Source organism: Collinsella sp. HCP28S3_E12, from assembly GCF_052065595.1.
In the GTDB taxonomy this organism is placed as follows: domain Bacteria; phylum Actinomycetota; class Coriobacteriia; order Coriobacteriales; family Coriobacteriaceae; genus Collinsella.
Genome location: NZ_JBQHTS010000001.1, coordinates 87,675 through 101,898, shown reverse-complemented (window position 1 = coordinate 101,898; position 14,224 = coordinate 87,675). Strand labels below are relative to the sequence as shown.

Here is a 14,224-nt window from a genome sequence, read left to right as displayed (position 1 = left end):
CGTGTCTAAACAACGCAGGGCGGCTAAAAATGGCGTGTAGAAAAATTGCAGGTCATTGTGAAGATATGTGAATTGGTCTTTTTGACTTAATACCAGTCTGAACCAGTTTTGAGATTATCGGCGAACGGTCGTTTTCGACCGTTCACCGGTTACTTGCAATCGTTTGCAGTTGTTTTCCCAGATGAATTAGGGAGACCCGATGAAGCACGTGCGTGATCATTCAATCTGCCCTTTCCGTCTCAATAGATAGCCCTCCAACGCAAAAAGCCCCCTAGAACGATTTCCGTTCTAGGGGGCTTCAGCAGATATTTCGGCTTCGTACTCGAAGGCTCAGGCAATCTTTACGCAAACAGGCCGTAGATGCTGATATTGGCCTTGGCGTAGAGGCCGTTGGCGTACTCGGTCCACTTGGAGCTGGCGCTCGAAGCCTGCGAAGAGTACTGCTGGTAGGCGGTGTAATAGGCGGTCATGGCCTGCTTATAGGTAGCGCTATCGGCCGTAAAGGCATCGTCGGCAAAAGCCTTAGCGTAGGTGCTATCGGCGTCCTTCCAGGTACCCTTCTTGCTATCCCACTCGTCACCGGCAAGGTTGATGATGTAGTCGGCGTAGTCCTTGCTCGCGGTGTCCTCGTTGCCGTCAGAAGGCTCGGTCGGAGCGATCGGCATACTAGCGGAGCTATCGCCCACCTTCTTCTTGTAGAGCTTCTGCAGCGTCGCGGACTGGCGGACGATCTGCTTGGCCTGGTCCTTGGACACGCCATACTGCGTGGCCATGGTCTTGTAGTCCGAAGTGCCGATAGAATCCTCGGCGTACTTCTTCATCTCCTTAGAAGAGACGGTGATGCCCTCGTCCTCGGCGGCGTCGAGCAGGATCTTGTTGCGCACGTAGGACAGGATAACGTCGGCAGAGGGAGCGGTGTAGTTGCCATCGCTATCCTTGACGGTATCAAGGCTGTACTGGCTCTCGATGGCCTCGCGCGCGGTGATGTCGCTCTTCTTGCCGTTGTAGCTGTAGCTTGCCACGGTCGAATCGAGCTGGTCCTCGGTGAGGGTCGCCGAGCCGACGCCCTTGCCGCCAAAACCACCGTTGCCGATAAAGAAGCCGACCACAGCAGCGATCACGATGGCGACCACAAAGGCGGCAATCATCGTCTTCTTGTGCTTGGATGCGCTGTCGTCCACGTCGGAGTCATCGTCCTCGTCCTGCTCCTCAGGCATGAGGTTCTCGTCGGCGGCATCCGCGGCAATCTGAGCCTCCAGGCGGGCGTCCTCCTCCTCGGCGGTCGTGCCGGCAGCAATGTGCTCGGCAGACGTACCTGCGACCAGATCGATCTTCTCGTCCTCGTCACCGTCGGGGCCTTCGCCGCGCTCGATGATCTGGATGCCGTCGATCTCGTCCTTTTCGTCCTTCTTTTGAATCAGACCCATATCAGTTACTCCTTGTTAAGAAACATAGTCCTCAATAGAATACGCCCGACAGAGCGCCGGGCGTATTCATTCTCAGGTTATCCGCAAACGTATAAGTACCGCTTAGGCGTTTGAAGCCGTATCCCCTTAGGCAAGATGCGCGATAACGGCATCGGCAAAGGCCTGCGTGCCCACGGCGCCCTCAATAGAGCCGGTCTGGGCACGACGCACGTCACCGGTAACCTGCTCGCCCTCGTCGAGCGTGGCAGATACGGCGGCGCGAATACGATTGGCAGCATCGTTCTCGCCCAGATGATCGAGCATCATGGCGGCAGACAGAATCTCGGCCGTGGGGTTAGCGATATCCTGGCCAGCGATATCGGGCGCGGAGCCATGCGTGGCCTCAAAGATGGCGCAGTCGGCTCCGATATTGGAGCCGGGGGCCATGCCAAGGCCGCCCACAAGACCGGCGCACAAGTCGCTGACGATATCGCCATACAAATTGGGCAGGACTAGAACATCGAAGTCGTTGGGGTTCTGAACCAGACCCATGCAGGTGGCGTCGACGATCTTGTCGTTGAACTCGATATCGGGATAGTTGGCAGCCACCTCGCGAGCCACGCGCAGGAACAGGCCGTCAGTCGCCTTCATGATGTTGGCCTTGTGCACGGCCGTCACCTTTTTGCGACCGCAGCGGCGAGCATACTCAAAGGCGTACTCCACAATACGGCGGCTTTTGGCGATGGAGATGGGCTTGATCGAGATGGCGGAATCCGCGGCGAAGGTTTTCTGACCCGAGCGCTCGACAAGCTGTGAAAGCTCCTCGACCTCGGCAGCGCCTTCGTCGAACTCAATACCAGCGTAGAGGTCCTCGGTGTTCTCGCGCACGATAACCAGGTCGACATCGCGGAAGCGCGAGCCATCGCCCGGTTGCGACAGGCAGGGGCGCACGCAGGCGTACAGATCGAAGTACTTACGCAGGGCAACGTTGACGCTGCGGAACCCCGTACCGACCGGCGTGGTGATGGGGCCCTTGATGGCAACTTTGGTCTGGGCGACGGCATCGAGCACATGCTGGGGCAGCGGCGTGCCAAACTCGTCCATGACGCCGGCACCGGCCTCCTGGACGTTCCAATTGATCTGGACACCGGCGGCCTCGACCACGCGGCGCATGGCCTGCGTAATCTCGGGACCGATCCCGTCACCGGGAATCAGGACTACATCGTGCGCCATAATCTGTTACTCCTCGTCTTCGGCGTCGTCAGATTTTTTAACGCTAGCACGCTTCTTCTTTTTGGAGAGATCCAGGCCAAAACGTTTAACAAGCATTTCGCAAATCTCGCTCGAACGGGCCTTGAGATAGCTGCCCTTGCCGTTCTCGGCATCGAACTTAAGGCGCAGCGCAAGCTTCTCGGCGATCTCGGCATCGATCTCGCCTTTGCCAAACTCGTACAGGCAGCCGAGCATATCGCGATACTCGAGGTCACCGTGGTAGCACTGGATGGCCTCGTCCAGGATGGGCCAAGCCTCGCGCGAACGCTCGACGCTCGTGGCACCCCACACGCACAGCAGGCGGAAGGCGGCATAGCGCAGCGTGGAGGAAATCTCGTCAAACAGTGCGGTCTCGGCGCCCTCAAAGGCATCGCCCAGCTGGTCGGGGCAGGTGGTGGCGAGCGCCGCCAGGGCATCGAGGGCCTCCCAGCGAGTCTGAGCCTCGGGCCGGTCGAGCGCCTCGATCAGCGCGGGCACGCAGGGCACGACGCGCTGCGGATCGCGCTCGGCAAGCAGGTGCAGCACGCGGGCGGCAAACTGGCGGATACGGCGCGTGGGGCAGCCGAGCTCCTGGACCAAGCGGTCGACGGTGTTCTCGTTCTCCTCTGCCAGCTGAAGCTGTGCCAGCTCCTCGTCGGTGAGCTGTTCGTCTTTGTTTTCTGCCATAGTTACCTCTTCTTACTATTTCTTAGTGTGCCTGCCAGCACCCTTGCTGTCATCGGTGACCGAGATGAGCTGTCGGTCAGCCGCGCCATTGCGACGCGCGCGGCGGCGCTCCTCGGCGTCTCCTGCGTCGGCGGCGGCGCGATGAGCCTGGTTGACGTTAAAGACCTCATCGTGCTTGCGCCACGGACCAACGGACTCGCCAAAGCTCATCTTAAGGCCGGCGATAAAGCCGCCAAGCCAGCCGATCGGCGCAAACTGCACCAGCGGGAACAGCGAGAACACCCAGGTCAGCAGGACGACTGCCGCCGCTCCTGCAAAGTTGGCAATCCAGTAGTCGCGCTTGGTGACGACGCGCTTTTCGCACGCCCACTGGCCGCACAAAAAGCCAATGTAGATCGCAAAGAGAAAGAGCACTAGTGCGAGCACCACGAACGTCCAGCTCATGGGCGCTACTCCTCGTGATGGTGGCCGCAGCAGCACTCGTGGCCGTCGTCATGGCCGTGGCCGCCGCAGCACTCGTGGTCCTCGCCATGGTGGTGGCCACAACCGCACTCGTGGTCGTCGCCATGCTCGCCGCAACCACAGCCTTCCTCATGAGCACCATGCTCCTCGGGACGATACTGCGACCAGTCCAGACCGGCGGCAATGGCGTCGGCCTCCTCCTTATAGAGGACATTGATGGCCTGGGTACCCAGCTTGGCACCACCGATGGCGTCGAGCATGTCATAGAGCGTAAAGGCCACGTCGGCGCCGGGCAGCGCAAGCTCGCGGTCGTCGGCATAGGCGAGCGCCAAGCGCAGGTCCTTGATGAAGTGCTCCACCATAAAACCGGGCTTGTAGTCGCCGTCGAGCGCCTTGGGCGCCAAGCTCTCCATGGCACCGGACTTGCCGGTGCCGCCCAGGATCATCTGACGGGTCTTCTCCATATCAAGGCCGCTCAGCTCGGCAAACGCCAGCGCATCGGCCATGCCGACCATGCAGGCGCCCAGCGACACCTGGTTGGCGAGCTTGGCAGCCTGGCCCTTGCCGGCGCCATCGAAGCAGCAGATGGTTGCCGCAAAGGTGGAAAGGATATCGCGGACCGGGGCAATGTCGTTCTCGGTAGCGCCCACGATAGCCGTAAGCGTGCCGGCGATAGCACCCGACTCGCCGCCGGTGACGGGGCAGTCAAACGCCATGCGGCCGGAAACCTGGGCGGCCTCGGCAATGTCGCGCGCCAGCTCGGGCGAGCTCGTGGTGAGGTCGATTAGGACCGCACCGGGCTTAGTGCACGCGAGCAGACCGTCGCCCGCCAGGTAGAGCTCCTCGACCTCGGAGGGATAGCCCACCATGGTAAAGACGACGTCGGCGTTCGCCGCGGCATCTGCCGGCGTATCGGCCCAGACGGCACCGCGCTCAACAAGCGCTGCAGCCTTGGACTTGGTGCGGTTGTTGACCGTGACGGGATAGCCAGCGTCCAGAATGTGGCCGGCGATAGGGGCACCCATGATTCCGGTGCCGATAAATGCGACAGAGAGCTTGTTTGCCATGAAACCTTTCCTTTTGGGTTGGGTGTTATTACCAGGTTGAATACTCGTTGCCAGCGTTTGGGCTGTGAGTCGAGGGCGATTACGGACGCAGCGCTTGCCTACTGGCCGCGCACGCGGCGGGCGATGCGGTCGGAAAGCGACGCCTTGTCGGTGCGGTTCTTGCCCCAAAACGCGCAGGCCACCATGCCGGGGCCCACGTGCGAGCCGATGGTGGGGCCCACGGAGCTGCGAATGATCGTAACGTCGGCGCAGCCCTCCTCCTTGCGGATGGCGGCTTCGAGCCAGTCACCGTCCTTTTCGGCATCGGCCGTCATGATGGCGATGGGCATGGTGCGATCGGGCACGTAGTTCTCGCGGAACGACTTGAGAATGGACTTGAGCGCCTTCTTGCGGCCGCGGTTGACGCCGATCAGCGACAGCGAGCCGGCAAGGTCGTAGGAGAGCTCGGGCTTGACGTCGAGCTTTGCCGTGAGCTGCGCCGCCGCGGGCGGAATGCGGCCGCCGGCAGCCAGCGCATCGAAGCTCTCGAGCGTAAAGTAGCCGTGCACGTAGGTCTTGGCCTCGTTTGCCCAATCGACCAGCTGCTTGGCAGTCAGTCCCGCCGAACGCTGGCGCACGGCCTCAAGCGCCAGGAGCTCGCCGGTCGCGCAGGGCAGAGCGTTGTCGACCACGTAGAGCTCAAAGTTGGGATACTCGGCGCGCACGGCATCTGCCGCCTGGCACGCGGAGTTGTAGCTCGACGACAGCGCCGAGGTAAAGCACAGGTAAACCGTGGGTGTGCCCTCTTTGGCGCACTCGGTAAAGAACTCGATATAGCGACCGAGCGACACAGCCGAGGTGGACACGCGGGCACCGGCGCGCATGCGGTCGTAGAACTCCTTAGGGCTCATGCTCGACCAGATGTCGTCCGTGCGCTCCTCGCCATCGATAATGAAAGGGAAGCCCAAGATATCGACATCGAGGTTCGCGGCGACCTCGGGGTTAAAGTCGCAGCAGGTATCGACGACGATACGGCAACGGTCCGAATGACCGGCGGATGCGGCCTTGTCCATCAAAGCGACTCCTTACGTAAAAAAGGCGGCCACCCGCATGGGATGGCCGCCAACCGTTAACTCATGCAAGTTAACGTATTTTACTCGTCAAGTGTTTCGATGCGGGGCTTGATGATGCCATATCCACCATTCTTACGGTGATACACCACATTGATGAGGCCAGTCGTCGCGTTCTCGAACACGTAGAAGTCGTGGCCGAGCAGATCGGTCTGCACCAGCGCCTGCTCCTCAGTCATCGGGGTGACATCGATGACCTTCTCGCGGACGAGCAGGTCGTCGTCCTCCTCGGGCAGCAGCAGGTCGGCCAGATCCTCGACGCGCTCGACCGGTGCGACATCCGCGGCGCTGGCACCGCCCTGGCGGTTGTCCACAACCTTGGTCTTGAACTTGCGCAGCTGGCGGGTGACCTTATCGGCGGAGAGATCGATGGCGGCATACATATCCGCGCCGTGCTCGGCGACGCGAATCACAGAGCCGCGGGCACGAACCGTGACCTCGACGATTGCCGGGTTGGGGTTCGAGGGGTTCTTCTCATAACGAAGCACGACGTCGACTGTCATGGGCTCGATATCGAAAACCTTGAGCGCCTCGCCGATCTTCTCGTCCACATGCGCACGCAGAGCATCGGTTACCGTCGTCTTGCGTCCAGAAACCTTGATATCCATACGTGGCTCCAATCTGCCTCGGGGACTTACTGTACTGGCTATGTACCCATTGCCGTGCATTTAATCACCCGAATTCCCAAAGGCCCGAATAACGACTGCTTGATACCGCATACCGAAGTCTCGCACTTTTCCGCGGCAAAGTGCGCTATATGAGGGCGTCGGCGGAGTTGGTTTTTCTCCTGGAAATTGCCCTTGAGCTGCTGGTTTTATCAAAATTGAAAAGCCGGGCTCCCCTATGGGGGAGACCCGGCCATGCGTGTTGAAACCGTGAAGAAGCGCCTTGTTCAATGTATGGCAGGCGCCACCCCTACCAATAACTAGCTATTGAGCTTGTTGATGTCATCGTCGGTGATGGCGCCCTCCTGGCTAGACGAGGGGCTGTCGCCGTTGTTATCGGAGGTGTCGCCATCGGAGGACTCGGTCTCGTTGGACGTGGATTCGGATGCCTGCACATTGGCCCCCGAAACAGTCTTGGCGGTAAGGTCATAGGGCATTTGGCCGTACCAGACGCAGTGGACCGCCTCGAGCGTGCCGTCGACCGTGATGTCGTCGAGGGCATCGCTCACAGCACGGCACAGCTCATCGTTAGAGCTAAGGCCTGCGACGCCAAGCGTGGAGGGTGTCTCGAGCGTGCCGACACAGGAGATCTGGCTCATCAGGCGCGCGAGGTAACCACCGGCCGTGGAATCACAGATCACGTAATCAACCTCGCCCGACTCGAGTGCCTCGAAGCACTCGTTGATGTTGGAGAAGGTCTTTTGGTTGGCCGTGATGCCCTGCTTGGCGAGCGCTTCCTGCGAGGCCGAGAAGGTCTGAACGCCCAGGGTAGCGGTGTTAAGCATTTCGGTGGAAACGCTCAACGACTCGCCGTCACTGCTCTTGCCGAATACGGCGGGGGCGTCGTACAGACAGGTGCCAAGCGAGCTGATATCGCCGTCCGTAGAGCTGACGTCGCCAATGAAGATATCGGCCTTTTTATCGCTGAGCGCGGAATCGGCCGAGGACGCATCGACAAAGGCGACCTTGAGACCCATGCGGCATGCGAGGGCACGAGCGGCATCGACCGCATAGCCCGTGAGGTTTCCGTCGGCATCCTGCATGGCTTGCGGGGCATCGGAAGTATCGAGGGCGACCGTCAGGGTTCCCGGCGTGACCAGGGCATCGTCCGATACCGTGGGGGTAACGGTCTCGCGCTCGATCTGGTCGATCGTGGGCGTCGTGAACGTGGACAGTGGATTGAACGCGCATCCACTCAGGCCCAAAACGGCAATGACCGCCGCGGTCCCAGCACCCAACCGAGTCGCATGCATCAAGCTGCCCCTCACCATGTCCGCTACCCTACCTTCTGTGTCGTATACGATCCGTGCCCTGCACGGAATATCGGGTTGTTCCCACCAGCTGACCTGGTATTTGACCCCACACTTGCGCACCGGGGCGTTTGCTCGGGAGGCCGCAGCCACCTTCACGACTGGCCCGCTCGCCCGCGAGGCGGTATTGCCCCAAAGAAAGTAGAACGGACGGTGCGGCTTACATCTAGGACGCGCCATGATCGCGCCGCGCGCACGCGGTCGCTTACGTGGATCCCTTTGACCGCGTCTGTCTTGGACTTGGATGGGCGCATTGCCCGTCCGCAACCACAGCCTGGCGGGAACGTAGCGCATTATAGCTAAGTTCAAGCTAAAGTTTAAGGTTAGGTCGTCATTCGCACCGCGAGTACAGATTTCGCAGGTCGAGGCGGGCAGCACACGGCGCTCTTCATCGGGATGGAAGTCCCTCCAACTGATGTGACCCATATGCCGGCGCTCGGCGCGCATCATGCGTAGCGCCGAGGCGCCGGTAAGGATCACAGAGGCTGCCAGTTGCTCGCCTGCCGGCTCGACGCGCCGCGCAATCTTCACTGCCACAAAACCACCCCTACCAAACGCGTGCGATAGCGAGGCCATCGACGGCTTTGGCGCCGGCGCGCTTAAGCTCCGCCGAGGCCGCTGCCATTGTCGCGCCCGTGGTAATGACATCGTCGATGAGCAGCAGACGACAGCCACGTACATCCTCGACCGTCTCGTACATGTCCCGGGCATGTTCCCGGCGCTCGGCGCGACCGAGTTCGCGCTGGTCGCCATGACCGTATTTGACCAAGGCGTCCAGCAATGGCACACCCGAAAGATCGCAAAACGAGCGCGCGATTGCTTCCATGTGATCAAAACCACGCCGCCGAAACGCCGCCGCAGTCGCGGGCACAAATACCACCGCGTCGACACCGGACAGCACGCCGCCGTAACGGTCGGGGGCTGCTGCCTGGGCATGCAAGGCGGTGTCGTAGAGCAGCTCTGCCAGATACGGTGCCAGACGGCGCTCGCCCGCATCCTTGTATGCCTTGATGATGCGCGGCAACGGATGTGCATAGACAGCGCACACCAGGCAGCGATCGAGGGCCTTAGCCACCGTCGAAGACGCGCCCTCGACCGAGCACTCGGTACACAGCAGGTCTCCAAACGGAGCGCCGCACCTCGTGCAGCTGTGGCGCGGATCGACAAGCGTGAGCGACGCCAGGCACTCCCGACAAATAAGCGCACCGGCACGCTCGCAACCGGCGCATCGCGTGGGCGAAAGAACCTCGAGTGCCTCATGCGCCGCGCGCTCGGCAAACGGTAGCAATTCATCCGCAAACGGCAAGATGTCGGCACTCCGTAAGCGGCTCAAACCATTCAGATAGTTATTTATGACAAAACCCTCCCTACGCTTGGGCGAAGGGAGGGTTGTCGATTCAGTGCCATGATACCCCGTTGCACTTGGGGTCAGACAAGTCGAATCCGCTTGAGGGCGCTATTCGCCGGCAGGCGGTTGCGGTGCGGACGAGGTGTGGGTCGAGCCTTCGCCACCATCCTGGCGCGGCTTGCGGGAACGGCGACGGCGGCGGCGCTTCTGACTCTGGTCGGCCGAACCCTCGCCACTGCGATCCTCACGCGGCTCGCGCTCGTCGCGAGCACCGCCGCGCGAAGCCTTGGCGGCAGCTCCTCCGCCATCGCCGGGGCGACGGCGCGTGACCTTGACTTCACCATCCGAAACCTGATCGGCCACAGAAGGAACCGAGGGTTTCTGCTGCGTGCCCGAGGAATGGCGACGGCGCGGACGCGGCGCGCGCTCCTCCTCGCCACGTGGCCTGCCAGCCTTGTCGGCAGGCGCGTCGGAGGCCGAGGCACCCTTGGGAGCGGCACCGGCCTCGCGAGCGGCTGCGGCGCGGAAGGCGTCCTCGCGCTCCTCGCTCGACAGGTGGCGGCGACGACGGCGCGTGGGGTTCATGCCGCCGCCGCGGTTTTGCTGCTGGGGCTGCTGAGCCTCGCGCTCGCGAGAGGCGTTCTTGCCCGCGGTCTCGCCGTTGTCGACGGACGCCGTGCGCTTGCGGCGACGACGGCCGCCGGCCGCCTCCTCGGCCTCGGAAGCCTCGGCCTTGCCGCGGCCCTTTCCGCGGCCACGACCCTCGCCCTGGGCCTGACCGGCACAAGCATCGGATTCGGCATCGCGACGACGGCGCTTGGGCATCGACGTGCCGGCCAGACGGTCGGCACTCGACAGGCCATCGCCCACGTCGACGCCGTTCTCGCGATCGAGCTCCATGAGCGCCAGGCGCATCTCGGGCGACTCGATGCGCTCGAGCACATCGCGCGTCACGCAGTCGGGGCGGCAGCTGCAGCCCTGCTCGGCGGCCTTCTTTTTGCAGCCCTCCGAGCACGTCATATCGGCCAGGTTGACCTTAAAGACTTTACCGTTCTCCAGGCGCAGCACCAGCTGCTCACGCGGCGTGTCATATTCCTGGATACGCGCCTTGCCGAGCGGCGTATCGATGAGCGTCTTCTTTTTGGGCGCGCGGCTCTTAAAGTCCTTGTACGCCTCGAACTCATAGCGCAGGCAGCACATCAGGCGGCCGCACACGCCGCTGATCTTAGACGAATTGAGCGGCAGGTCCTGCTCTTTTGCCATGCGAATCGAGACGGGCTCAAACTGTCCGCCAAAGCGCGTGCAGCAGAGCTCCTGTCCGCATTGGGCATAGCCGCCCACCAAGCGAGTCTCGTCACGCACGCCAATCTGGCGCATGTCAACGCGAATGTGCAGCGTCGAGGACAGGTCCTTGACGAGCTGACGAAAATCGACGCGCTCCTCGGCCGCAAAGTAGAACACGGCTTTCTCGCCGCCAAACAGGTATTCGACACCCACCGGCTTCATCTCGAGGTCGAGATCTTTGACCAGACGGCGGAAATCGACCATGGCCTCATCGCCCTGGATGGCCAGGTCGTCGGCAAGCTGCAGGTCGATATCGCTCGCCACACGCAGCACGGGCTTGAGCGGCTGACCGATCTCGTCTTGCGGCACCTCGAAGGGATCGGCCGTGACCAGGCCGATCTCGGTTCCGCGCTCGGTGGAGCAAATGGCATAATCGGCCTCGAGGATATCCAGATCCTGCGGGTCAAACCACAGGTCGCGCGAGGCGTAGGTAAACTTAACGGGTACGACTAACGGCATTTCAGTGCCTTCCTGATATCGAACAGCATGACCTCGATGGCCAGCTGGGGAGTAACGTTTCTGGCAATGTTGCGCTCGGCGGTCGCGACCGCCTCGAGCGCCCGGGTGGCACCCGCAACATTCGTAGCGGCGGCAAGCCGCCCGATCGTGTCGCGCACGTCCTCGTTCACAATGTCTGCCGCCTCATCCTGAAGCGTCAGCAGCACGTCGCGCATGAGCGTCCGCGTGCTCGCCAGCGCTTCCATGATACCCGAACGCTCGCGCGCGTTGAGTTCGCGCTTGTTGCGGTCCTCAAGCTGCTTCAATGCTCCACGCGACAGATAATCGGCGTTTTGCTCGAGCACCTTTTCCTGCGTGGACTTGACCTCGGCGAGCGGAGCCTTAACGGCGACGATGAGCGACTTGGCGCGGCTGAGTACATCGGCCTCGTCGGCGGCGATGAGCGAATCGATGGCGCGGATCATCTGGCGGCGAGCATCCTGGCGCTCGGCGCTCTTAAGGAACTCGATGCCGCGCGTGGGGCTCCCCGCCACGGCGACCGCCATGCGACAGCGTACGAGATCCTGGCCCGTCGCGCGGCTCACGGCCTTCGTGGCCACGGCGGGCGACACCAGCCGAAACGGCACGCACTGGCAGCGGCTCACGATGGTGGGCAACATCACGTCTGCCGAGGTGCCCAGCAAGATAAACATAACGCCCTCGGGCGGCTCCTCGAGCGTCTTGAGCAGTGCGTTGGCGGTGTTGGCGCGCAGCTGCTCGGCACGGTCGATGATGTAGACCTTGGCCTTGGCACGGATGGGCGCCAGCGGCACGTCGTCGAGCAGCTCGCGGGTCTGGGCGATGAGGTAGCCCGTGGCGCTCTCGGGCGTGTAATAGTGCACGTCGGGGTGCGTATGGCGGGCGACACGCACACAGCTATCGCATGAGCCGCAGCCGTCCTGCTCGCACAGGAAGGCTTGGGCGAGCGCCCAGGCGGCATCGAGCTTGCCGGCACCGGGAGCGCCCAAAAACAGGTAGGCGTGCGATGCGCGGCCGCTGGCGACGGCGTTGGTCAAAAAATCGCGTACGCGCTCTTGGGTGTCGAGCTTGGCCAGCAGGCTTGCCTGAGCGGGGGCCATGTTACTCGGCCTCCTGGGCAAGCGTGGCGGTGACGGCGTCCTGGGAAATGTCGAGACCGTACGCGCGAACCTGCTCGACCGTCTGCGCGAAGACGTCCTCGATGGAAGCGGTGGCGTCGATGAGCTTCACGCGATCTGGCTCCTCGGCGGCAATAGCACTAAATCCCTGGTAAACGCGCTCCTGGAACGCCATGCCCTTGGCCTCCATGCGGTCGACCGCACCACGGGCGGACATGCGCAGCGCCGCCTGCTCGGGCGTGATGTGATAGACGAGCGTGAGCGCCGGGTGCGTCCCCGCGACAGCAAGGTTGTTGGCGTCGCGTACCATCTGGCGATCGAGGCCGTCGGCAAACGCCTGGTAGCAGGTCGTGGAATCATAGAAGCGGTCACACAGGACCACCTTGCCGGCCGCAAGGGCGGGAGCTATGACCTCGTGCACCAGCTGGGCGCGTGCGGCCTCGTAGAGCAGCAGCTCGCAGGTATCCCCCATCGCCGTATTGGCGGGGTCGAGCAGCAGGGCACGGATCTTTTCACTAATGGCGGTACCACCCGGCTCACGCAGGGTCACGACCTGGTAGCCAGCGAGCTCGAGCGCACGGGCCAGCAGGCGCGCCTGCGTGGACTTACCGGCACCATCGACGCCCTCGAGCGTGATAAAGCTATGTTGAGCGGGCTCAAAAGCCATGGGCGCAGTCCCTTCCTACAAGGCGCGTAAATGCAGATATATCAACCAAATCATGATACCCCAGGGGCAGGCGCACCCCAAATCCAACCTAGTCATTGGGGACGTTCTTAAATGACTGGTCGTTTAAGAACGTCCCCAATGACTAAAGGTGCCTTTCCAAAGTTGCGGTGAAATAGGGACTGATTGAAGCTCTAAGACCGCCAAACAGTCCCTATTTCACCGCAACTTATGATGGGGAATTTTGGATGCTTGGTATAATCGTCGTATGGCATTGAAATGTGGCGAAAGGAGTGGCAATGTCTCGGTATTGCGCCTCGTGCGGCAAGCTTCTTGCAGATAATGCCAAGTTCTGCACCTCGTGCGGTGCACCCGTTGAGCAAACAGCCGCGAGCGATAGCCAGCCCGCTTTTGGGCAGACCGGGCCCCTTGATACGCCGCAAGCCAAGGCGGACGATCCCCTCGCTTATCGCCCCGACCCCGCCGCAAGCCCCGCGGCCGGCGAGACCACGCAGTGCATACCCGTCGCGAGCGGCTCGCCCCAACAGCAGCCGGCTCCCGCATACGCGCCTGCTTCGCCACAGACCCCCGCTCCCAAAAAGAGCGGCACCGGGGCGCTTGTCGCCGTTATCGTTGCGCTGGTGGCAATCATCATCGCCCTGGTCATCTTCTTTGTGATCAAACCGTTCGACAACTCCGCCACGCAGACGACTGCCGAGGTTACCAAGCTGCACCACGATGTTGACGATGATGACCTCAAGCCTCTCGGCGACCCCAATAGCCTTTACGACGATGACGATGACGACGAGGACGAGGCTGGCGGCGAAGCAACCCTCTCCGAGCAGAACCTCTACCGTCGCCTGAGCGAATACTACGACCTGCTCGAGGACCTCGATAGCCAGGTCCGCGCCTGCGCGCAGGCCTTCAATGGTAGCTATCTGGAAGAAGATCGCACCACCCGTCAAAATCTCGCCGACGTCGCCGAGCGCACGGAGGAGACCATCGAGCAGTATTACGATATCGTCGAGGACCTGGACGTCCCCATGAGCTCCAAGAACTACAACTCCTGGAAAGACATCATTGCCCTGTATGACGACCTTGATCACCGCATCGACGCGATCTGCGATGCCTGGGAGATCAGCCTAAAGTACGCAAAGCCCTCGGACCATAAGGACGAAATCGTGGCGCCGCTGGCACGCGACAACGAGCCGGGAACCAGCAGCAACAAGTATCGCTTGGACTTTGAGGACCGCTATCCCAGCGCCAAACCCGTCGAGGTGAACTAGCGTTTTGTCGTTCCCGAGCTGGCAGTTAGG

The 14,224-nt window shown here is 61.9% G+C and carries 13 protein-coding genes; 1 reads left to right on the top strand and 12 read right to left on the bottom strand.

The window, feature by feature from the left end; all coding sequences use genetic code 11:
* Positions 1–341 precede the first annotated feature (341 nt).
* From ACTNBY_RS00475 to tmk, 12 genes are all read right to left on the bottom strand, one after another.
* Positions 342–1,427, bottom strand: coding sequence for a hypothetical protein (locus ACTNBY_RS00475; RefSeq protein WP_427728600.1), 1,086 nt, complete (start codon positions 1,425–1,427; stop codon positions 342–344).
* Between the two features lie 126 nt (positions 1,428–1,553).
* Positions 1,554–2,639 carry an isocitrate/isopropylmalate dehydrogenase family protein gene (locus ACTNBY_RS00470; protein ID WP_427728602.1) on the bottom strand — a complete coding sequence of 362 codons (1,086 nt, stop codon included), beginning with the start codon at positions 2,637–2,639 and terminating at the stop codon, positions 1,554–1,556.
* A 6-nt stretch (positions 2,640–2,645) separates the two neighbouring features.
* Positions 2,646–3,344 carry a hypothetical protein gene (locus ACTNBY_RS00465; RefSeq protein WP_427718960.1) on the bottom strand — a complete coding sequence of 233 codons (699 nt, stop codon included), beginning with the start codon at positions 3,342–3,344 and terminating at the stop codon, positions 2,646–2,648.
* 15 nt (positions 3,345–3,359) lie between these two features.
* Complete coding sequence (locus tag ACTNBY_RS00460) at positions 3,360–3,788, bottom strand: hypothetical protein (protein WP_427728604.1); 429 nt, start codon at positions 3,786–3,788, stop codon at positions 3,360–3,362.
* Between the two features lie 5 nt (positions 3,789–3,793).
* Positions 3,794–4,873: an NAD(P)-binding domain-containing protein gene (locus tag ACTNBY_RS00455; RefSeq protein ID WP_427718955.1), complete on the bottom strand. Its 1,080-nt coding sequence runs from the start codon at positions 4,871–4,873 to the stop codon at positions 3,794–3,796.
* Positions 4,874–4,971: 98 nt separating this feature from the next.
* Positions 4,972–5,925, bottom strand: a complete 954-nt coding sequence (locus tag ACTNBY_RS00450) for a DegV family protein (protein WP_427718953.1) — start codon at positions 5,923–5,925, stop codon at positions 4,972–4,974.
* An 80-nt stretch (positions 5,926–6,005) separates the two neighbouring features.
* On the bottom strand, positions 6,006–6,590 hold the full coding sequence (gene hpf, locus ACTNBY_RS00445) for a ribosome hibernation-promoting factor, HPF/YfiA family (protein ID WP_055285508.1): 585 nt from the start codon (positions 6,588–6,590) through the stop codon (positions 6,006–6,008).
* A gap of 317 nt (positions 6,591–6,907) precedes the next feature.
* Positions 6,908–7,900: a substrate-binding periplasmic protein gene (locus ACTNBY_RS00440; RefSeq protein WP_441063022.1), complete on the bottom strand. Its 993-nt coding sequence runs from the start codon at positions 7,898–7,900 to the stop codon at positions 6,908–6,910.
* Positions 7,901–8,504: 604 nt separating this feature from the next.
* A complete protein-coding gene (locus ACTNBY_RS00435; protein WP_441062981.1) occupies positions 8,505–9,263 on the bottom strand; it encodes a ComF family protein in 759 nt (252 codons plus the stop codon).
* 150 nt (positions 9,264–9,413) lie between these two features.
* The gene (locus tag ACTNBY_RS00430) at positions 9,414–11,108 is read right to left on the bottom strand and encodes a PSP1 domain-containing protein (RefSeq protein WP_441062980.1); all 1,695 of its coding nucleotides are present in this window, start codon (positions 11,106–11,108) and stop codon (positions 9,414–9,416) included.
* Positions 11,099–12,226 carry a DNA polymerase III subunit gene (locus ACTNBY_RS00425; protein WP_441062979.1) on the bottom strand — a complete coding sequence of 376 codons (1,128 nt, stop codon included), beginning with the start codon at positions 12,224–12,226 and terminating at the stop codon, positions 11,099–11,101. Before ACTNBY_RS00425 ends, ACTNBY_RS00430 begins: the two co-directional genes overlap by 10 nt.
* Position 12,227: 1 nt before the next feature.
* Positions 12,228–12,911, bottom strand: a complete 684-nt coding sequence (gene tmk / locus ACTNBY_RS00420) for a dTMP kinase (protein ID WP_427747986.1) — start codon at positions 12,909–12,911, stop codon at positions 12,228–12,230.
* A gap of 296 nt (positions 12,912–13,207) precedes the next feature.
* Between tmk and ACTNBY_RS00415 the strand changes: the two genes are divergently transcribed.
* Positions 13,208–14,194: a zinc-ribbon domain-containing protein gene (locus ACTNBY_RS00415; RefSeq protein WP_441062978.1), complete on the top strand. Its 987-nt coding sequence runs from the start codon at positions 13,208–13,210 to the stop codon at positions 14,192–14,194.
* The last annotated feature ends 30 nt before the right edge of the window (positions 14,195–14,224 follow it).